Raw genomic sequence first — 21,805 nt, forward strand, 5'->3', positions numbered from 1 at the left:
TCCCCCTAATAAACTTAAATTCTATTTATTCTCTTTGACGATAATCCAACGTCCTCTTCTGTTTGTGCCTTCTCTTGCAATTATGTGCATCTCTTGTAACTCTTTCATATCCTTTTGCACTTGCTTTCTAGTCAAATCTAATTCTTTCATAATTTCAACTTGTGTAATAGTTGAGTTTACCTTTATCAGCTTCAAAATTTCCTTTTTTCTTTCAGCTCCTTTTATTGGCTCCTTTTCGGCTCCTTTTTGGCTCCTTTTTGGCTCCTTTTCCTCTTCGCTTGTTTTTATCGTTTGTTTTTTCGCAAATTCAAGCGATAAACGAGTCCTGTCAGGATTATAACTTTCCTCTACAACAGGCATTGGCCAGCCTTCATTCTCCCAAACCTGATAAATATCTGGGATACCACTACCGGCTCTTTCACCAATACCAATCATATTAAACATCTTCATTAGTGTTTTATTTCTAGGATCTGAAATACCACCACGAAGCATCTGCTTTTTACCAGTGCGAATGCTACCAGGATTCTCGATAACCAACTTGTCATCTTCCTTCTTAATCACTACACCGCAAGGCAAGAAATAATCTGTATTAACCAAACAATTAACTAAAGCCTCTCGAACTGCCTTATGAACTGGAGTATCATCCACCCTCGTAATACCTTCAAGCTTAAAAGGCTTCTTAATATCCTTTGCAATTTTGCTATTTACTCTAAAGAAGAAATCAAATACATTACCGCTCCAATCACCGGAGCTAGACTGCAAGCGATCTGTCCAACGTATTGTTGGGTCCAGCATCTCTCTATAATCTAGGAAATACTCTGGAAATTCTCTTACGATATGATATTCTTCACCGAACATAAGCAACCCAGCTGTAGTAGGATGTAATTTACCATCCTCACCAAATCCTGCTGCACCTATTCTCTCTAAATACTCATCATCTGGTAAATTATTAAATACGTGCTCTGGACGATAGCTCTTATGATGATTTCTGAATCCCTTCAAGGACTCTGTATCAATTGCAGAAATATCAAACTGTTCTACAATCTTCATATCCTCTGTCTCATCCGCAGCATCACGGAGCATTCCACATAATACGTAATCATGAATATGAAGAAATCTTACCAGAAGATGCAGAAATTATGTTTCAAACTGTGTCATATGCAGGTTTTAATTTTCAAATACCAGCTATCTGTTTTGGCTCGATGCCAGAATAAAACAAGAAAAGATCCTCATCACCGGAATTAAACCAGTGGTGAGGAGCCTTTTTACTTCTATCAAGCTGCTTTTCTTCCGGTTTGTATTCTGTGACAGGTGCTGCCCAGATTGAAAGAGCCCGACCTATGAGATATTCGCTGCGTTCCTCCATTTCTGCCAGCGTCCACTTGTTCTTCTTGGCAATCCAGGTATTCATGCGGATACCACTATCATCAAAGCCATTCTGCATGGTTTTCTTTTCGGTGAATGAGCTGTTGCTGTACTTCGAGTTATAGGCCGTCAGTATTTTACGAATTTACATTCTGAACCTTTCATTCCATATCACCCCTCCTCGTATTACTGAAGATCGGGATCGCTCCCCAGAGGAGTAATTCCGTTTTCTTTAAGCATTTCATTTATTTCATAAATTGAATTCTCTGCACAGGCTCCCATTACGCATTGATAAATGTATCCTTCGCCCTTCAATGAATTTAATTTAAAGTCAGTTTTACCAAGAAACATTTCAGCCTCCGGCAGTGGCAGCTTTAATCCTACGCATAACGCCAGAACTGTCTGTACAGATGTTGGATACTCTTCATCATTTCTCAAACGCTGGATGGTCTTTTCTCCTACGAGCGAACGGTCTGCTAACTGTTTATTTGAGAGCTTTCTTTCTTTTTGTAAGGCTACCAGCGTTTCGGCAAAGGAACCGGGATATTTTCGCAGGGCTTCTGACCGACGCTTGGCGTTCTGAATCTGGTCGAGTAGCGTTCGGTTATGCGTGTTTAGTTCAAAGGAATACTCAACCTGATTTTCAACAGGAGCGGCGTTCCGCATGAACTGCGTGTAATACTTCGCCCCTTGATATTTCGATTGATAGCTATACCCCTTCGAGAAAACAACGCAGCACTCATCCATGTGTGTGAGTGCATATTCTGACAGTGTCGCATTTCCGGCCTGATTCCTCGCTATATATTTCTCATTGTTGAGAACGAGGTGACGATCCGTAAAAACAAACTGACCGCTGTCAATTAGTTTCTTAAACTCGCGGCCGAAACAGTAAGCCTTAAACAAATCGGCATAGGGAATAGTGAACGTCTGATTCTTATCCAAGGCACCTGCTTCAAATGAATATCCGCGAGCATACTGACCATCCACAAATGGATATGCGCCCTCGGCTTTGGAATATCCCAGATCCATCAGGCGAACCTTTGCGGCCTGTCTCGACACATCGAACAGCTCCGCAAGTTCATCAATGACATTCTCGTAGGCTGCAATGCTCGCATCATCAGCCCCGCCATAAACTGCAAGGAGCTGATCTGCCTTCAAGCGCGTCGGTTTCGCAGGCATCAAGATTCTTGGAGCGACGCCTTTGGCTTGCCACTCCATCCAGTCTACAGCCTTCCATTTATCTGAATCCATGGAATTAGCGGCTATCTGACATTGAATTGCTTTTCCCAAATTGTCATCGGCACCTATCATTTTCATCAGCACGTGGTATGGCTGATGACGATGCCAATGAAAACACTCATGTGCCAGCGTAGTACGCTTTGTTCCTACAGATCTCTCATAGGAAACGCGCGGATCAAGGTATACGGTTCCTCGTTTGGCATTGCGAATTGTAATCTTCCGGTGCTTATCGAGAACATTCCCGTTGTCAAATATGATAGTCCCAAAGTAAGTAAGATCATCCGACAGAGGGACATCTTCGATAACCTGTAGTTTCATATCGCTGGCTATTGTCTCGATTGGAACCCTCATAGGTTTTTCCAACGCTTCAGGACAATACCTTGTTAGGAACTTCTCCGCCTCGTCTTCAAACTGTTCGCGGGAAATAATAGGTACTAGCTCTCCGGACAGGCGGTCATTATCAGATTCCTCTTGCGGCTCACAATTACCAACAGACATGATTCGGAACCCACTCATATCGATGCCAAGAGTAACCTGACAATGAATCTTCAGCCAGCGCTCGTTAAAATAACCCTTGCGAGATGCGGACGGCATTTCGACATCGCATGATGCAATTACATCGAAAGCAATCACGCCATCCTCAAGCTGCTCAATATGGATAACATTCTCAATTTCCATATCAATGACCGACAGCCTTTTCGCGTCACCAGAATGCTCCTCTTGAATATAAGCTATGGCCGCATCCCGGATGTCATCATAACGGGATTGGTCGATCAGTTTCTGCAGTGGACTTTCATCCTGCGCCTCATAGTAGTCCAGTCTGCTGTCGTTGAGTTCTTTACGAACCTCCCGCCAGTTTGGCATATACCTGTCCATGTGCGCGATGAATGTGGCGTCATGTTTTCTTGTAAGCAAATGCGTCAGTTCATGCAAAATAATATAATCGAGGCAAGCATACGGCTTCTGAGCAAGCTGCAGATTAAACCATAGTTTCTTTTTATCCGTGCTGCAGGCGCCCCATTTTGTGACCATATATTTTGTTTGCCAAGAATCGCATTTAAGGCCTGTCTGTGCTTCCCACTTGGGCAGGCGCTTTTCTATTTCTTCTTTTAGAATCTTTCGATATTCCTCTTTGACATAGGCATCCCGTTGCTTTACCGTGCTTTTTGCACTCATGGAAAGGACAATATTCTGGTTCTGAATCTCGAAGCTGTTCTTCTGATTGTCCGACTTAAAGACAAGGAAGTACTGCTTTCCCCAGATATACATCGTCTCACCGGAAACATACTGACGCCTCGATGCCCTTGGCTGTTCCTGAAACTGCGCAATAGCCCTCTTGATAAAGCCCAGCTGAGTTCTGGCATAAGCCTCTATAGCTTTATCGTCCACGGATAAAGGCGCAGAAATTACCACATGTCCATCCGGCGGCTTCACCTGAAGGTGCATATTCTTTATATTCTTTTTTTGCACATCAATCGGAATCCCGGAAATGACAATGCGCATTAATACTCCTCCTGCTTCTCAATGATCTTATAGATGCGTTCCACCTCGGAGTCATCACCCAGAATCTCAAAGAGAGCCTTTTTTATTCTCCTGACAACCACCTGATTATCCCTGAAACCAGACAGTGCCTGCTTTTTCACAGCCTTGTGAATGCGAAGAGCAAGTTTCTCGTCCTCGCCAGTGTTGTCATAAATGGCCATGAGCGCTTTGCTCTTACGGATGCTTTCCGGATATTTATCGTTATCCTCCGGGCAATCAACATCCTTGGCCAACTTTATATATTTCTCAAGCATCTCAGCGTAGTCAAGAACTCCCTGCTTACGCTCTTCGATGAGCTTATCAAGGATTTCTGACATCTTTGCGTAATAGCGCGGATTGACGGTAACCTTTTCGATAACCTTCTTACGGATGTTATTCTCGATGGCCTCTGCTGCACCTTCCTTGTGGCCGCTATCACCTTCACCGGTAAGCGTTTCGCCCTGTTTTGCTACGAAATCCAATAGGGTAAGATCATCAAAATCGCCAATCTTCTCAGCATCCGCTGCCGTGATATAGTTATCGATCATCTTTCTCATATCAGGCTCATAGGCCTTCAAATCTAGGAAATCACCACTGGCCGTACCGATGGTTTTCTTCAACTCGATGTAGAAAGTGACCTTCTTATCATATTCATTCAATTTGCCAGATGAGATGTCATCAATCAGATATGGTTTTGCTTCTGCGAAGGCTCTGACAAGACTGCTCACAAGACGATAAAGTTTTTCTCTCAGGCGTGCATAAATCTCGTCGCTCTCCTCAGACTGTCCAGAAACGCCACAGAAATAATGGATGTACTGGATCTCTCCATGAGGTTCCTCGACGCCTTCACAGAGTTCCTCGACAGCATCATACACTTCCTCAAAATAGGATACCGTAGCATCATGGCGATCTTTGACAAGTCCTTTTACATCCTCCGGATCATATCCTTCAAAAGCGCCGGAAGTATAGTCCTTCATTGCGGTCTGGAGCTGTCCAAACAACTGCTTGTAATCCACGATATAGCCAAAATCCTTAGTATCATCATCAAGACGATTGACTCGGCAGATTGCCTGAAAAAGGCCGTGGTCTTGCATTCTCTTGTCAATGTATAGATACGTGCAAGGAGGTGCGTCAAACCCGGTGAGAAGCTTGTCCACGACGATGAGGAGCTTCATATTCGCAGGCTCCTCTACGAATTTGCGCTTTGCTTCCTTTTCAAATTCCTCCACCTTGGCTTGAACCGATCCCGCATTTGGAAGATCAGATGGATCGAGTCCTAGCATCTTGAGATACGTCTCGTATTTAAGGAAGGTTTCGGTATCATCCTCGTCGCTGACGGTGTCCGTACGCAATTCACCCTTGTTCGGTGTATAGGAAGATATGATGGCACACTTCTTAAAGCCCATCTGTTGGAAAATTTCGTAATACTTACAGGCTGTAGGAATACCATCGGCTACAAGAATCGCATTGCCGTTTCCATCCATCAGACGCGGTTTCATATTAAAGTCCTGAATGATATCCCATGCCACCTTTTCAAGACGCGAGCGGGAGCTATACACCTTCTGCATCGTGCCCCACTTCTCCTTGAGCTTTGCCTTTGCGCGAGAGGAAAGGCCTCTAGTCTTTACGTCGAACCACTGGTCAATACGATCCTGTGAAGACAAATCCTGTGGAACATCGCGGTATTCATAACGAAGATCCAGAACGACACCGTCGGCCACGCCTTCGTTATACTTGTAAGCGTGGATATATGTACCGAAAACCTCAATACTGATCTTCTTATCCCTTTTCAGCAGTGGAGTGCCTGTAAATCCTATAAATACAGCATTCGGCATGATGGTCTTCATCGCCGTATGAAGCTTACCAGACTGTGTTCTGTGGCATTCGTCAACAAACACCACAAGATTTCCTTTTGCCTCGAAATTAGCAGGGAGGGACGCTTTCAGCTCTTCTATGTACTTGTCATAGTCATTCTCTGTCGCTTCACCACCACGACGTCCAAACTTATGTACCAGCGAGCAAATCAGCGAATCATCATATACATTCAGGCGATTCAGCAAATCTTTACCGCTCTTGGTACGAGCAATATTCTCATCCACACCAGTGAATGTTTTTTCTATTTGTTCATCAAGCTCATCTCGGTCTGTCACGATAAGGACACGGGCATTAAGCTCCGCCCAATGTGTCAGAATCCATTTTGCAAGCCATACCATTGTCAGCGTTTTGCCGGAACCCTGTGTATGCCAAAGAATACCACCCATCGGTTTATCTGGATCTCTGTTCGGATTGTGAAGCTCCGTTCTCAGATTAGTAAGCCTCTGCTGGGTACGCTTGATGCCAAAATACTGATTGTACCGGCATACTTTTTTGATGCCTTTATCAAAGACAACAAAATTCATGATAAGGTCGATAAAACGTTCCTTATCGAACATGGCATATATCTGCTTCAGGAGTTTGTTCTCTATGCCTTCGCAGGTTTTACTGATACGGACATCTACCGGATCACGCTCTTCCTCATGTTCTTTGAATCCGTCATCCTTCCACTCCATATAAAACTTCTCTCCGGTCAGAAGCGTGCCATAACGCAGGCCTTCTGATTCGTTTCCGGCCATGCAAAATTGCATCGTTGTAAAGAAGCTCTGTATGAATGAGTTCTTCTGATTTGTTAAATTCTGACGGATACCCTCTGAGACGGAGATGCTGCTTCGCTTCAGCTCAATAACCGCTACTGCAATGCCATTCAAGTAAACTACAAGATCCGGTCGCTTCTCTGACTGTTCAACGACCGTCACTTCCTCGGCAATAGCAAAGTCATTGTTCAGAGGTTTTTCCTCATCAACAAGCTGCACAGTCACCGGAGGCTTTTCAGGACTCTCGCTGACTGGAATGCCGTACTTCAACCGTGAGTACACAGTCTTATTAGCATCATAAACTCCACGCGAAAGATTCCCGGCTTCCTGCTGAAGCTGCATAATAGCAGCATCAATCAGCTTGTCTGCATAGCCCTTCAGTCGAAGGTACTGGCGCAGACGATCTTCCTTAATGTTCTTATTCTGATAATCTGACAGGTTACCAATATACTGGTAGCCCAAGATCTCCGGATCTTTAAAAAAACGGATCACTCTTTCCTGTGTTTTAATTTCGGCATCGCCAATACTCATCTGACAGGCACCTCCTTACACTAACCTGACCTTGCCGGTCAGCAATTCGTCCATCATACCTAGCTTTATTTTCTGATATTTCGATAGTTTTTCTTCGAGTTTGTAGATATCCAAATCCATATCGAAAAGGATACCAGCAATAGCTTCTTGTTCTTCTGTGGTAGGCGGAACATACAAATCGAACTTTACGAGATCCTTCTGATATAAGTGATTAATCGTTGATCCTGCCGACAACTGCTGAAGAAATTCTTTAAATACTGAAGATTCCAGCACATAAAACATAAAATGAGCTGTATACGCATCAGTTATTGGCTTCACAACAAATACACCACTATTTAATGTTGCTGGTCTATTTAAATCTGATATGTACGCGACTTTGCCTATGGTGCCATCTTTTGTAAGAAGAAGATCTCCATTTGATACTTGAATGTTTGGGTCTTGCACGTATCTGTCATAATTCACGTAGTGACAACCATTCCAATTGATACGACCATCTTTAAAATCTGTTCCTGTAATCAAATAGGAATACCCTTCATCCAAATATTCAGCTGTAGTTAATCCCTGCCAACCTATACGTGCTTTAAGCCTTGAGTTTTTTGCCAAATTAATTTTTATCCAATCACCTGAAAAACCCTCCAACCGTTTCTTACCGGTTACAAGCATTTGCATTGTTCCTTGGCGAATATCCTTTTTCTTACGTATGAGTTTTCGTAAATTAGTGATAAGAGTGTCTACATTACACAATACCTCAGCAATTTGCCTTTGTTCTTCTATTGGAGGAAGGATGATTGGAAAGTTTCTAATTCGTGTTAAAGCCAACTTGGGTTGCGCTCCCAATGTTTGCGTCTGATTAATCAATCCTTGAATCTTTGAGCTCATTAACCAATACATTAAAAACTTTATGTTGCATTTAATGTCTGTAATTCTATTTGCATTTTCTGTTAGATTAGCTCCATCAAGATAACCCGGTATCTGCCCCACAATACCAAGTGTTCCAGCAACAGAAATATAAATATCATCTCTATATATTCTATATTTTTGTATCCAAAAGTAGGCTTCATCCGGGACATACATCAGTCCTTCAACATCCACATATCCCGGTCTCATATCTGCAACTCTAATATATGGATGTTGTGTAGGTATAGGAGTTACGTAATATCCTTTTGGTAAGCGTTTCCCACTTCTAACGAATCCAACATTTGGCTCAAGTTTCTTAATATCCCAGTCATCCGGAATATCTGTTTTTAAAATTTCATTTACCATTTGAATCCCATCCTTTCAAGATGAGACTTTACCTTTGCCTCATATTCAGCAGTGACTTTGTCAAGATCTGGAAGCGTATCCTCGTATCGCTCAGCAAGTTCAATAATCCTACTCGTCAAGCGATGGGAAATCTCAGCATACAAATCACTGATACCAGAGAAAATGCTATCAAACCACTTCTTGTTCACAAGCAGATCTAAAATTTCATTATCTGTGAATTTTTCATATCTTGCCCGGCACTTTTCATCCAGAGCCTTGTTCAGCTCTTTGACAACCTTATTGTAATCTGATATCTTGCCACAAAGATTTAAAGCTTCCTTCAACTGGTTTACGTCATCCTGCAAGCTCTCAGGTACGCATTCTTCTGTACGAATAATACGTAGCCGATATTCAATAGAGCTCTTTGTGATTTTTCCATTTTCGTTGACTGCACTCTTGCAAAGCGGATGCCCCACAAGATACGCTTCCATCCGTTTCTTCGTATTGACAAGCTGGAGATCCGTGCGGATCACTTCGAGCTCTATGGTTTCTTCTGTTTCAATCGTGCTTGTCAACTCAACTATTTTGGCTTCGATATCCCTCGCTTTAACTTTCCCGTTCTCAACCACATCAGCAAGAGCAGATTCTTAATCCGCACTCTCAATCAGATCAGAAAGCTGAGACTCCGTCTCTGCGACAATACTCTCGGCTTCTTCTATGGCATTCCTCTCTTTACGGAAAAATGCATTTATCACGATGGACTTCGGAAGCAACCTGCCTTCCCATCCGGTGACCTTCATTTCACCCTTATTCTTTCCCTGCGTAATTTCTTCCTCGATATTGTCTGTCGCTCTGGCGTTGGTGTAGCCATCCGATTCGCTTATGATAAGTGACACATCATCGTTCATGACCTCATTCCAATAGGCTAGCAACACCTGATACGCATCGTATTTGTCAATCAGTGTCAGGTGTTCGAATTCGGCAATGATATCTTCAGCAAGACTTACAATCAGCTCTCTTGCAGACACGTCTTCATCAAGAGTTGAAAGAACCGGATATTCTTTTGCCTTCCATGCAGCAAATGCCTCGTCGAGTTTCTCACCATACTCCGAGAATTCAGTATTTTTATATATCGTTTGTCGAATACTTTCGTGCTCAACATTTAAGCTGTAGTATTTTTCGCTAATAGTTGACAGCAGCTCAGATTTCAACGAAGGAAATACTTCCCAGTACTTGGAGAGGCCATCGATGTCAACCGCAGGGATACCTCCATGGATGTGCGCATAGATATCCTGAATGTCCTCCGGATCTGTGGAGTCAATATATCGGGTGATGTTCAGGTTATACCCATTCTTCTTTTCAATTTCATCATTGGGTATGAAACGCGCATACTTAGGATCCGTAGTAATCTGCTCATTAAAGGTAGTAATGATTCTGTAGATATCGCGTTCTCTCAAACGATTCTTATTGCCATCCTTAACATATCCACGGCTGGCATCAATCATAAAGATGCCCTGTCGGTTTGCAGCACCTTCTTTGTCAATTACGAGTACACATGCAGCTATTCCAGTGCCATAAAACAAGTTTGCCGGAAGGCTAATAATGCCCTTGATCCAATGTTTCTTTATAATAGTTTCTCTGATGGTAGCCTCTGCGTTTCCACGGAAGAGGACTCCATGAGGCAAAATAACCGCAGCCTTACCATTTGACTTTAAAGTTTTAAGAATATGCATAAGCCAAGCATAGTCTCCGTTCTTTTCCGGAGGCATATCCCCATAGCCCTCAAACCGACCATATTCTTTACCGGCAATTCCATCGCGCCAGTTTTTCATGGAAAAAGGCGGATTTGCCACTATGTAATCAAAACGCTCAAGTACAGAGTTATCCGATTTATCCATATACTGCGGATTTGAGAATGTATTACCGCTCTTGATGATAATTTCAGCCTTACGGTGCAGAACAGCATTCATCTTAGCAAGACCAGCTGTTGTGCTTTCTTTTTCCTGACCATAACCCATAATTGGAAATGGCGCTGCATCGATAGCTCGAATCAACAAACTACCACTTCCACAAGCCGGATCGCATACCGTGGCGCTGGCATCCGTGCAGTGACTAATGCCTACTACATTAGCAAGAATTCTGGAAACCTCTGCAGGTGTATAGAATTGTCCTTTGCTCTTTCCGCTCTCCGTAGCAAATTTACGCATCAGGAACTCATAGGCATCCCCAATGATGTCATCACCTTCTGCCTTGTTTCGAGAGAAGTCAAGTTCCGGACGCTGGAAGATAGAGATAAGATCAGTCAATTTATCGACCATTTCCTTACCGCTTCCCAGCTTCTTCTCATCATTAAAATGAGCAATATCAATAACGCCCTTCAGGTCGGTGTTCTCGTCAGCAAGACGGGCAATGATTTTGTCCATGCCCTCGCCGATGTTCTTCTTTCCCTTAAGCGCGATAAAGTCATCAAAAGAGCAGCCCGTACGCTTTTCTGGATCGGGATCTTTGTCATGTGCCTTATCGAAGACCTTGATATCCTCGTAGGCTCCCTTATTCTTAAATTTATCGGTGACATACTTCATGAATAGAAGCGTCAGAATATAGTCCTTATATTCTGAGGAATCCATGCCTCCACGAAGTTTGTCACAGCTCGCCCATAGCGATGCATATAATTGCGTTTTCTTGACAGCCATCTTTGTCTGCTCCTTGTCTAATGATTTTCTTGGATTTTCTCCTTGAATCAGTCAGCGCTTTTACCGCTCTTAACCCATTCATCGAGTTCGGAAATTTTAAACTTCCACTGTTTTCCGATTTTTTGAGCAGGCAAACCTTCTTTACCATTTCTAATCCAGCTGCGAAGAGTAACGGTTTTGATTCCTAAATATTCCGCAGCTTCATCTATGCTTATCCATTTGTCATTCATGATTTCTTCCATGCTCTCACCTCGTGATTTGAATCTGAATACAGCTTAACTATTTTAGTATACACCATAAATGTGAATTTTCCAAGAGTTTGCTGTTATTTGTTGGTATTATTTTTTATTTGTGCGTTCTCATATTTTCCTGCCGGACACAACTATGTCCGGTTTTTTTTGCCCGTTTTTCAATGTAAAGCTCATCTTGGCCTTCTCGTTTCTGCCTATCAGCACTGCAAAAACGGACATGTCTGTGTCTGAGGTTCCGATCCCTAAAAATGTCATACTTGCTTTAGCACGTGGGAGCCATCTGCGCAGGGTGTTTCCGGTTCCACGTGACTACCGATGACAATCAAATACTGTACCGATCACCGGAAGTGAGGTGCAGCCGAAGGAGGGCTTTCATTATGCAAAACAATGACAATCAGAAGACTCACTTTATTTACGTTCGCAGCACCGGCGAAAAGGTACCGGTCACCAAGGAACAGCACGACTCCTTCTATATGGAAGCCGACCGCATTCGCCACAAGGAGCAGGACCACGGCAGGTGCATGTGCCCATATCGCTTCATATGGAGATGCGATGGCGACTGCCTTGACTGTGAATATCACGTTGCTGGAGACATCACCTCTCTAGATCAACCTCTCTCAGATGGCAATGGCACCCTCGGCGACTATATGCCCGACCGTAGCAAGTCTATGGAAGAAATCATCTCTGACCGTATGCTGTTGGAGCAGCTTTTTGCCAGACTGCGTGAGCTCGATCCGGATGCTGATACCATCATTCAGTGCTGGCTTGATGATTACAAGATCTCAGATCGTGCAATCGCCGAGAAGCTTGGCCGCAAGCAGCGTACCTTCGCTGATCAGATGAAGAAGATCCGCACGGAGCTCCGTAAAATCCGTGGTTATTAATCCTACATATCATATGTAGCAATTCATCCCTCTTGCACAATATGCAACAGTTCAAACGGAAGGCTCTCGTACTGTAGAGAGAAACATTGATTGCTACAGCAGCGGTCATATCAGTCACAAGCAGGCAATTGAAAAAGTAGCATTTTTGTCCTGTATTCTAAATGTATAATTTAACTTTCAGAATATAGGACATACATCATTGCAATCCCTACGAATTTTCTTGTATTTAAAACGCTAATATCGGTGAAAAAAATACAAAAGCAGGTGATTTTGTCTTATAAAAATGCTTTATTTTCGCCAAGTACGCAAATAAAAGAAATTCCGTACAAAAATTCCTGATTTCGGAACTTTTTTGTACGGAATCCAATGTTTTTATACTATTTACACCAAACTGACTTATCAGTTACTTCTTCTGTCGTGTCAGGAGCGTAACAGCTTCGCAGTGTGTCGATAGGGTAATTGAGATGCACTTTCCAGAGTTTTCACTGTACTCTGGGAGCGAAAAATGTTGCACTCTCTGATGAGACTACAAAAAATTGACATGATGCACTCTCTTATGTCCCTGCATAGAAAAAGATTGCATTGTATTTTAGATGTAAGCCAGATCAGCTTACGATTGACTCTGCTCTTTCTCTATGGTCCACTACTCATCCCTTGATGATAACTTCTAAGATATTGTACCATAGATTGTTTATTTGGGAAATTACTTCCCGATAAAAATGGGCAGAAGAAAACCTCCAAATCTGTTGGGGACTTGGAGGCTTGATTCCGACCATTTACTGTTCATTTTGGATTTTTTCAATTAATCTCAAATTCTCCGGTTTAACAGTTCCTATAAAATTCTTCATTCTTGTGTCAAATGAGAGAACATATGACGATGCATCTATTAAAACACACGCATTCTTGGTTTTATCTATATGATCTAGGCATCCAACACAAAGCATATCAAAAATATCATTCTTGTCTAACTTTTTTCCTCTTTCAAACCATGATGTAAACATTACATCCCGAAGATATCTTCTCTGTGTAGCAGAATATTTTCCTTTTTTAAACATCTCTGACACTTTTACTTTCGCTATATCTAGGAAATGTTGGTCTGTTGCCAAGGTATCTACTATACACGGCATTGTTCCCGTATTTCCATCCAAACCACTTTCAATACTTTTTTGATATGTCTGCTGTACAATACTTATAATATCCTCCTTGTCCTGTTTGCAAGCAACACATCCTTGAATAATAATATTAGTAAGCACACATGCTTCATTCAATTCTTGGATATAAAAATCCTTGAGTACTTTTTTCTCTTTGTTTTCATCATACCCTGACTGCAGTTCTACTTTAATTCTTTCCTCTAATAAATTTTGATATTCCTTATATGCAACTCTTCCAATATACCCCAATATAGCATCTTTGTTTTTTTGTGACAGTCCATCTGTCATCTCTAATTTGTAATGAGCATATAAATCTTTTGTAATTTCAAAAAATAAAAGTGTGAATTTACTCTCAATTTGAATTTTGCTCTTTAATAATCTATCCGCATAATTTTTGAGAGCTGCTTGATCCATATATGCAACACTGGTAATTTCATCTTCACTCACAACATAGTCTGGAATATTATTAAAAAGTGGCAACCCCTTCGCATACCTAAACTCAAGTAAATTTTGTAACACTTTTGGATTATTTCTAAAGTGTGTCATTATCTCAATATATACCGAAGTCGGAAGACTCTTTTCTCTCTGTTGTTCTAAATATTTTTTTAAACGTTCTTCGTCAACAGGTTCTGATGTCATTCCTAATTTGCTTCTTCCATAATATGAATAAAAGGCATTTGCATCCAAAAAAATCATTTTTTCATCCTCTACTTGAATCATTTTTTACCAATAAACTAGTTTGTAATTTTTGTAACTTTTCATACATTATATCACATTTATTCTTTTCGCAAAAATTTTACACAGGACATATAAAGAGAAACCTCCAAATCTATTATAGACTCGGAGGCTTGGTTCCAACCATTTTATTCGCAGTAAACTGTTTTCCTGCTACTGTAAAAGAACTATGCAAGTGCAGGTTCCTTCCCTGCAATAATCGCTTTCACTTCTTCTATATCCTTATCTGTGGCTGAGGCTATCTGCTCTGCTGTAAAACCATTCTTATACATTTTCATAATGAGTCCTGCCTCTCCAATTGCAATACCATCTTCTTTTATTCCCTGACTCAAGTTACACATAACGCTCACATCCTTCCTGAAGTTCTCCTCAATAGGAATATCGTATTCATTTCCAATTATGTTTAGTTTTTCATCTATTGTAAGTTCCTTGGATAACAATGCTCCCAGCAGACGGTGCAGTTCATACGTCTCATCATGTTCCGGCAGATTCTTTGCCAGTCCAAGCATGATGATATTCAGCAGGTCAAGATTTCCCTTCCATTCATAGGAACCAATCAAATCTTCCTTTGTGAGATGCACATGGCTCATGCTGCTCTCGTCCATGTTCATACATACCCAGATGGAATATACACGCTTAATGTCATCGTAGCTGGAGTTCTCAAAATCACGTTCTTTTTGTGATGAAATCAGTCTGCTCACATAAAAGATTGCCCGGTTTAAAATTTCATATCCCGTCGGCTCGTCTTTCTGTGCTTCTACATTGATGATAATCTGTGACAATCCATCTTTCATGCGCACATAAAAAACGATATCAAATCTTACCAGACCTTCATTGATCTCTTCATTTTCTGTGTTGAAACCGACCAGTCTTTCACCATTTTTTTCGCTGGCTGCATTTGTGAGTCCAGGCTCTACCGGTACCGTACTGATATGTGGTGTTCCCTCGATGCAGTTGACCACATCCTTGGGATTCATGCCCTTAAACTCATCAACTGTTTTTACCAGTATATGTGCCAGTATGCTCTTCTGCCCTAACAGACGCTTTGCACTCGTATCATACTGTGCATCCTTGTCTGTTGCTTTCACTGCATTTTTTAATTCTGTATTCACTGGCCTTCCTCCTTTTTGTAACAGATATAGTCATCCCCAAAAAGGCATCTGACCACACCTATATTATAACTTACCCATTTCTTTTATACAATCAATTTTTACATTTGAAAAAGGAACATAAGAAAAACTCCAAACCTGTCATAGACTCGGAGTCTTGATTCCATCCATTCTTCACATTGTCTGCACCTGTACATGTTGTTCCTGCTCCTCATGCTCCAAAGCATCCTGCTCCGGTACATGGTCTATATTTTTCGCTGCTTCCTGCACTTTTGCCATATACCGGATTTTAATGCTGCTATAATCAACCCCTGCCGGTTCCAGCACTTTTTTCTCTAACATGTTTAACATCGCCTCGGTGTCAAATTTCCCCTCAAAATAAAGTTCCTCATCCACCTTTATCGGTACATCCATTTCTTCCGGTGAACTGCCAAGGATCGTCCTCCAGCGTCCGGCTACTTTTCCACACATTTCCATAAACCGCTCATGGATATCCGGCTGTTCATTACAGGTCTGCAAAATCTTTTGTGCCACCTTTCTCCATGTAGGTGTCTCTATCCATTCTCCCGGCGCAAACTGGACTGCCAGTGGTCTTTTCCCTTTCAGTTCCGCCGGGGATACTGTGATAAGGCTGCTTTCCCGGATCGTATCTCTCTTATCTGTATGCATCTCCCCACTCCGGTACATCTGGAGCAGTGCATCACATTTCGTATTTACAAGCTGTAACATTTCCTCCCTCAGTTCTTCTATCAGTTGCTCATAATTCATACGCTTTTCTCCTCCTGTCGCACACTTACTTCATGTACTTTTTTATATCCACTTTCTTTTACTCATTTTCCGTTATATGCTTTCTGCTCCTGCTGTCCTTTCCTATTTTTATGCCAACAATAAAACGCCCGGATCATCGGGCATTTTATTCTTACCATAAACTGGCAGGAACAACGTTTCCTATTTACTTGCTGCCATTCCTGCCGCAGCCTTACTCATATCGAATCTCCTGTTCCATGACTATGCCTGACTGGAACTGTATCAGCAGTTTCTCGCTGGATTCCACTTTGATGGTGGAGATCAGCCGTCTCACAAGGTCATTGTCGAACTCCGGTATCTGGCAGGTGCTTGTGCTTAAGTAATGGTCGATATCTTGGATTCTCTGTTCATAACTGTCAGCCATCCGTTTCTCGTTTCTGGCTGTTTTCTGTGCCTCTTTTAAGGCATTGATTTCTTCTGCTATGATTCGGTAGCGTTCATCAAACTCCGGTGTGTAGGAACCGGTCTTTGCATTCTCTGCAATCAGTGCCACCATCTCTTCCTGTTTTTCTTTTATCTTTTCCTCGTATTCCCCGGACTCTTTTGCGGTGCCATAGCTCCCGATGACATGGATGATGTTCTGCCGGAAGTGTTCCATAAATTCCATATCATCACTTGTGATCCTGTGGATGGCTTCCATCACCGCCCTGTTTAATGCGTTCTCTTCGAGTGTCTCGGATTCCCCGCATTTCTTCACTCCGTTGGTCAGCCGATTGCTGCATCTCCAGACCACTTTCTTTTTCCCGTTTCTCGCCCAGGTGACTCTCCTGTACTCCTGTCCGCATTTTCCGCAGATCAGCATGCCGGTCAGTGCATAGGTGGAGGAATACCTGCTTTTCTGGTTCTTCTTCCGGGTGACAGCCGCCTTGCATAAGGATGCCCTCCGCATCATCTCTTCCTGTACCCTGTAGAACAGCTCTTTCGGAATGATTGCCTCATGGTCATCTTCCACATAATACTGCGGTACGATTCCAGTGTTCTTGACTTTCTTTTTTGTCATGAAATCCACCGTATAGGTTTTCTGCAGTAATGCATCTCCCATGTATTTTTCATTGCGGAGCATTTTGTCTATTACCGTGGAATGCCATTTGTCCTGCCCTGTGGCGGTCTTGATTCCCTGCTCTTCCAGATGCTTTGCGATCTTCCCGGTACTGTAGCCTTCCAGATAAAGGCGGAAGATCAGCTTTACGATCTCTGCCTCTTCGGGTACGATGACCAGGTCACCATCCTCGTTTTTGGTGTATCCCATGAACTTTGTGCAGTTTACGATGACCTTGCCTTTTTCAAATTTCCTCACGACTCCCCAGCGGATGTTCTCACTGATGTTGCGGCTCTCCTCCTGTGCCAGGCTGCTTAAGATGGTGATAAGGATTTCGCCGGTTCCCTCCAGTGTATTGATCCCCTCTTTCTCGAACACCACCGCCACATTCTTTTCCTTCAGTTTTCGGATGGTCACCAGCGAGTCTACCGTGTTCCTCGCAAACCTGCTGACCGACTTTGTAAGGATCATGTCGATTTTTCCGGCAAGGGCATCCTGTATCATGGCATTAAAGTCTGCCCTCTTTTTGGTGTTTGTTCCACTCTTTCCGTCATCTGCATAGATGCCGGCATTTTTCCAGTTTTCGTTTTCAGATATCTTGCTGGTATAATACTCCACCTGTGCCTCATAGCTGCTGTCCTGCTCTTCCAGTTCCGTACTGACACGGCAGTAGGCAGCGACCTTCATTTTCTTCTCTGACAGTTTCACATTCCGGTCATACTGCACCTTGGCAGGTATCATGCTGATCTTTTTTGCTGTTTCTGCCATCTGCTCTCCCTCCTAATCCTTGTACCCGGCTGTGACACGGCTCCCATTGATAAGCTCCACTTCTGCCATGTTTCCGCCATGCACCCAGATGCGTGCGATTATTTTTCTATATAAATTTTCATCAAATGTTTCCAGTTCCTTTTTCCCTGCAAGGATGTTTTTGACCTCCTCTGTCCGGAACTCCCCATCCCTGACCTCCAGTGTCCGGTAGCGTTCCTCTGCCCTTTCATAGAGCAATTTCATCAGGTCTGTTTCTGTGCGTTCCTGTTCTTCTTTCATCCGCTGCAGGTTCCGCTCCAGAACCCGGTACTGAGGGCTGACCTTTTCCTCCTGCCTTTGTACCCGGAGCAGGCCTTTGTTTCGTATCACTGCATTGATGGCTTCCACACACACCTGCTTTGCCTGCCCGTCTGTAATAAAACTGTTCCTGCAGTTTTTTGCTCTGCCAATCACATAACTCTTGCACTTCCACTTGGCAGTGCCGCCACGCTCTTTTTTGTGGCTCGGCTGGATATGGCTGCATACTGCCCCGCATTCTGCACACCAGATGACACCTCCGAAGAGGATTCTCTCATCCCTGCCGGACCGGTGGTCTGCCCTTCCAAGCTCTGCCCTCACCTTTTCCCGTCTGCGCTGGACTCTCTCAAACAGTTCCTCTCCTATGAGCTGCGGATAGTATTCTGTGCCAAGGTAGCTTGGGTTTTCCAGTATCCTGCCAATGGATGCATGGGTCCAGGACACTTTCCCTTTTGCATTGCATATTTTTCTCCCTTTCAGGTTCTGGGCGATCCTGCCTGCCGCCACTCCGCTGTCATAGTCTGTAAATATCTGTTCCACAATCTTTCTCTGCTCTTCGCAGATGGTGATTTTTCCATCCACAACTTTATAGCCGATTGGCATGTGCCACTGCATCCTGTCCACCTCCCCTCTCCGTCAGTTTCAGTCCGTTGTACAGGCAGAAGGTGATGTCGTGTTCTTTGGAGACCACGATCTTCTCCGCTGTCATTTTAAACAGTTGCTCGTCAAACTCCTCCATTAATCCGTCCTGTTCTGCGATCAGTTGGATAAGCTGTTCGGTCCGCACGATTTCTTTTGTCCTTCTCAGCTTTCTGGTCAAAAGTGTCTTTTTTCTCCTGCATTCCGTCAGTTGCCAGCCAAGCTTGCTACTGCTCTCCATAAAAAGAGCAGAGTCCATATATCCTTTCCTCATGACTTGGTTTAGGATTTGGCTCTGCCCGCTTATATCTTTGATTTCCTTATCCAGTTGTCTGATTTCCTCACTGTCCTGCCTTGCTGCCACAAGTTCTGTCAGCTCTTTTAACAGCGGCTCTAATATCGTTCCCTGATTGGTGTACAGCTTGTTCCACATGTCTGTAAAAGCCCGGTGCAGCACATCCTCCCGGATGGCTTTCAGGCAGCAGCGCTCTTTATCCTCCACATGTCCGCTGCACGTCCAGATGATTTTTTCATAGGGTTTCCCGATATATATTTTCTGCCGCCGGAAGGTTTTTCCGCACTCCCCGCAGATGATTCTGCCGGAAAACAGGTATCTTTTGGTGTAGTCACTCTTGTTCATGTGCAGTACGTCCACCCGGTATGCCATCAGGTTTCGCACCGCTTCTGCCTCCTCATGTGTGACGATTGGCGGATGGCTGTCTTTGATGAGATACTGGTTTCTCTGTCCGTTGTTTACCCTGCGGACAAATGGGAACCTTGTTTCTGTATAGGTTCTCTGCTGCAGCATATCGCCCTCATAAATCGGATTTTTCAGAATGTCCTGTATCACCCCGTCCTGCCATTTTTCTGCACCCCGGATTGTCGGAATGCCTTTCTGGTTCAGTGCCTTTGCTATCACATACACTCCCATGCCGTTTAGGTAGGATTCATAAATCCACCTTACAGTTTCTGCCTCGGATTCTATGATGACTAAATTTCCATCCTCATCTTTTCCATAGCCATACGCTGGTGTGGATATGATATAGGTTCCATCCTGAAAGCGTTTCTGTATCGCCCATCGGTTGTTGCTTGAGATGTTTTCTGATTCCCCCTGCGCCACCGATGCCAGGATGGTAATGAACAGCTCGCTTTTTTCTGACAGCGTGTTGATGTTCTCCTTCTCGAAGTAGATTCCAACGCCAATCTCTTTCAGCTTTCGGATGGTCTGGATGCATTCCACCGTATTTCTCGCAAATCTTGTGATGGATTTCGTAAGGATCAGGTCGATGTTCCCATCCTCACAGTCTGAAATCATCATCTGGAACTCATCCCTGTGCTTTACGTTTGTTCCGCTGATTCCTTCATCTGCATACACCCCTGCAAACTCCCACAGGGGGTTGCTCTCGATTTTTTCCGTATAGTACTCGACCTGTGCAGTATAGGAAGTTGCCTGTGCCTGACTGCCGGTACTGACTCTGGCATATCCGCACACTTTCAGCCTGCGTTCTTCCTGTGTATGTTTCTGCGCTTTTGCTACCTTTATGACAGTCACTTTTTTTGCCATGCTTTTTTCTCCTTTCCCAGTATTTTCAAGGGTTTGCACTCCCTGTCAGCAACATACACTACCACATAGTTTTATATATATCCAGTGTTATTACAGATATACTTTTGCCAGTTCGGGGGAAAAGGTCTTGACATTCAAAACCCGGATTTTTTCCCATTCTTCCTCGGTTAACAGCTTATCTTCATGCATCCTTTTTAAGAGAAATTCGGCAATCTTATACCGCACCTCATTCGCTCCGCCTTCCATCATCTTTTCCCTTTTTCCTCCCGCAATTTAAGAACGTTAAATTCATTCTCCCAAGCCAAACACTTTTGCCCAGAAGAAACACCTTTACATCATCCCGATTTCAGCCATGGTTGCAGCCTCATCTTCTTCCCGGAAATACTGTTCCGATACATCCCTGCTGACTGAAAGCACCTCTCCCGCGTCCTTTTCTCCCATCTGGATCGGGATTAAGAACGGATGGATTTCCTTACAGAATTCCTGATTGGGACAGCTATTGATAAAATAGCCGCAGGTATCTAATATCAGCCTGTCACACATATCTGTGATGACGATCTTTTCGGCTTCAAACATGTGGCTGCCGATATAATTTGCGATATTTTCTGCCGTGGTCGAGATATAGTCCTCTTTCCGCTCCCCTCCATCACTCGGATAAAGATAGGCATATCCTGCCCTCTCCGTTTCAAAAATCCTTAACATCATTTCGGTATCTTCTTTCTTCATCTCCTGTTTTCCTCCATTCCCCATTTTTCAGCTTTTCTTAACTCCACAAGAATACGGCGGAAGTTCCCCTCCGCCGCATGGTTTCTGTAATTAAGTCTTACTGCCATAATCCTTCACTTCATAAATAAAAAGTGTCTGTCCCTATTCGTCACTACTCCCCGGAACCAAAACGCCGCCAAAACAGAGAAGAAAAAATCCCAAAGCCGGCATTTCATGGGCAGTCAGTCCAGACTGTCTTTGGTCCCTGCCACTCGGACAGGCAGACATCACAGGTATCTCACCTCCACCACTGCGTGCTGGCTAATCTCAAGGTGTATCATTATAGGCCATTCCCCTCTTCGCGCCTGTCCACCACAGACAGGCTGTACCCCGGCTTTCCCGCTCTGCTCCTTAGATGCGATCTTTTTCACAGCATGGCTGGCAGAAAGAACATCTGCCCGATTGCTGCAGGAGTGTCACTGCGCCCCGGTTACGGCTCATGAAACGGCTAACGTATCTGAACTGCTGGATATGGCTGGCAGGATATGGCGTGATTCCATCCTGCGCTCGGAGCCCTGCATTCCTCTCCGGCATTTTTCAATGTGCGTTTTGTCTGCCTGTGTCGTATCCACACA

17 protein-coding genes are annotated in these 21,805 nt (G+C 43.5%); 1 reads left to right on the forward strand and 16 read right to left on the reverse strand.

Going from position 1 to position 21,805, the window contains the following annotated elements; genetic code table 11:
• Positions 1–21: 21 nt before the first annotated feature.
• The 8 genes from OCV96_RS08580 to OCV96_RS08615 form a co-directional block, all read right to left on the reverse strand.
• Positions 22–1,050, reverse strand: a complete 1,029-nt coding sequence (locus OCV96_RS08580; protein ID WP_227062362.1) for an ATP-binding protein — start codon at positions 1,048–1,050, stop codon at positions 22–24.
• 124 nt (positions 1,051–1,174) lie between these two features.
• Positions 1,175–1,510 (reverse strand): HNH endonuclease family protein, encoded by a 336-nt coding sequence (locus tag OCV96_RS08585; protein WP_317239292.1) that lies wholly within the window; start codon positions 1,508–1,510, stop codon positions 1,175–1,177.
• A 41-nt stretch (positions 1,511–1,551) separates the two neighbouring features.
• Entirely contained in the window at positions 1,552–4,107 is a 2,556-nt protein-coding gene (locus OCV96_RS08590) for a YgjP-like metallopeptidase domain-containing protein (RefSeq protein ID WP_262594251.1), read from the reverse strand.
• Positions 4,107–7,286 carry a type I restriction endonuclease subunit R gene (locus OCV96_RS08595; RefSeq protein ID WP_262594253.1) on the reverse strand — a complete coding sequence of 1,060 codons (3,180 nt, stop codon included), beginning with the start codon at positions 7,284–7,286 and terminating at the stop codon, positions 4,107–4,109. Before OCV96_RS08595 ends, OCV96_RS08590 begins: the two co-directional genes overlap by 1 nt.
• A 15-nt stretch (positions 7,287–7,301) precedes the next feature.
• Positions 7,302–8,549, reverse strand: coding sequence for a restriction endonuclease subunit S (locus tag OCV96_RS08600; protein ID WP_262594254.1), 1,248 nt, complete (start codon positions 8,547–8,549; stop codon positions 7,302–7,304).
• A complete protein-coding gene (locus OCV96_RS08605; protein WP_262594255.1) occupies positions 8,543–9,157 on the reverse strand; it encodes a hypothetical protein in 615 nt (204 codons plus the stop codon). The genes OCV96_RS08600 and OCV96_RS08605 overlap by 7 nt, the downstream gene beginning before the upstream one ends.
• An 18-nt stretch (positions 9,158–9,175) precedes the next feature.
• Complete coding sequence (locus OCV96_RS08610; protein WP_262594257.1) at positions 9,176–11,221, reverse strand: type I restriction-modification system subunit M; 2,046 nt, start codon at positions 11,219–11,221, stop codon at positions 9,176–9,178.
• A 47-nt stretch (positions 11,222–11,268) separates the two neighbouring features.
• Positions 11,269–11,463, reverse strand: a complete 195-nt coding sequence (locus OCV96_RS08615) for a helix-turn-helix domain-containing protein (protein WP_031475217.1) — start codon at positions 11,461–11,463, stop codon at positions 11,269–11,271.
• Between the two features lie 386 nt (positions 11,464–11,849).
• Here OCV96_RS08615 and OCV96_RS08620 point away from each other — a divergent pair, with 386 nt between their 5' ends.
• Positions 11,850–12,356 carry a sigma-70 family RNA polymerase sigma factor gene (locus OCV96_RS08620; protein ID WP_262594258.1) on the forward strand — a complete coding sequence of 169 codons (507 nt, stop codon included), beginning with the start codon at positions 11,850–11,852 and terminating at the stop codon, positions 12,354–12,356.
• Positions 12,357–13,132: 776 nt separating this feature from the next.
• Here OCV96_RS08620 and OCV96_RS08625 read toward each other — a convergent pair.
• From OCV96_RS08625 to OCV96_RS08660, 8 genes are all read right to left on the reverse strand, one after another.
• Positions 13,133–14,203: a hypothetical protein gene (locus OCV96_RS08625; protein WP_243093961.1), complete on the reverse strand. Its 1,071-nt coding sequence runs from the start codon at positions 14,201–14,203 to the stop codon at positions 13,133–13,135.
• Positions 14,204–14,409: 206 nt separating this feature from the next.
• Entirely contained in the window at positions 14,410–15,354 is a 945-nt protein-coding gene (locus OCV96_RS08630; protein WP_055195135.1) for a PD-(D/E)XK nuclease family transposase, read from the reverse strand.
• Between the two features lie 171 nt (positions 15,355–15,525).
• Positions 15,526–16,119 (reverse strand): hypothetical protein, encoded by a 594-nt coding sequence (locus OCV96_RS08635; RefSeq protein WP_227062357.1) that lies wholly within the window; start codon positions 16,117–16,119, stop codon positions 15,526–15,528.
• Between the two features lie 211 nt (positions 16,120–16,330).
• The gene (locus OCV96_RS08640; protein ID WP_055215789.1) at positions 16,331–17,965 is read right to left on the reverse strand and encodes a recombinase family protein; all 1,635 of its coding nucleotides are present in this window, start codon (positions 17,963–17,965) and stop codon (positions 16,331–16,333) included.
• A 12-nt stretch (positions 17,966–17,977) separates the two neighbouring features.
• On the reverse strand, positions 17,978–18,865 hold the full coding sequence (locus OCV96_RS08645; RefSeq protein ID WP_055216038.1) for a recombinase family protein: 888 nt from the start codon (positions 18,863–18,865) through the stop codon (positions 17,978–17,980).
• Positions 18,849–20,465, reverse strand: coding sequence for a recombinase family protein (locus tag OCV96_RS08650; protein WP_262594262.1), 1,617 nt, complete (start codon positions 20,463–20,465; stop codon positions 18,849–18,851). Before OCV96_RS08650 ends, OCV96_RS08645 begins: the two co-directional genes overlap by 17 nt.
• A 90-nt stretch (positions 20,466–20,555) precedes the next feature.
• Positions 20,556–20,714: an SHOCT domain-containing protein gene (locus OCV96_RS08655; protein WP_006859206.1), complete on the reverse strand. Its 159-nt coding sequence runs from the start codon at positions 20,712–20,714 to the stop codon at positions 20,556–20,558.
• Between the two features lie 81 nt (positions 20,715–20,795).
• Positions 20,796–21,191, reverse strand: a complete 396-nt coding sequence (locus tag OCV96_RS08660) for a hypothetical protein (RefSeq protein ID WP_015522049.1) — start codon at positions 21,189–21,191, stop codon at positions 20,796–20,798.
• Between the last annotated feature and the right edge of the window lie 614 nt (positions 21,192–21,805).

Origin of the sequence: Waltera acetigignens, assembly GCF_025567015.1 — a bacterium.
GTDB classification, from domain to species: Bacteria; Bacillota; Clostridia; order Lachnospirales; family Lachnospiraceae; genus Acetatifactor; species Acetatifactor acetigignens.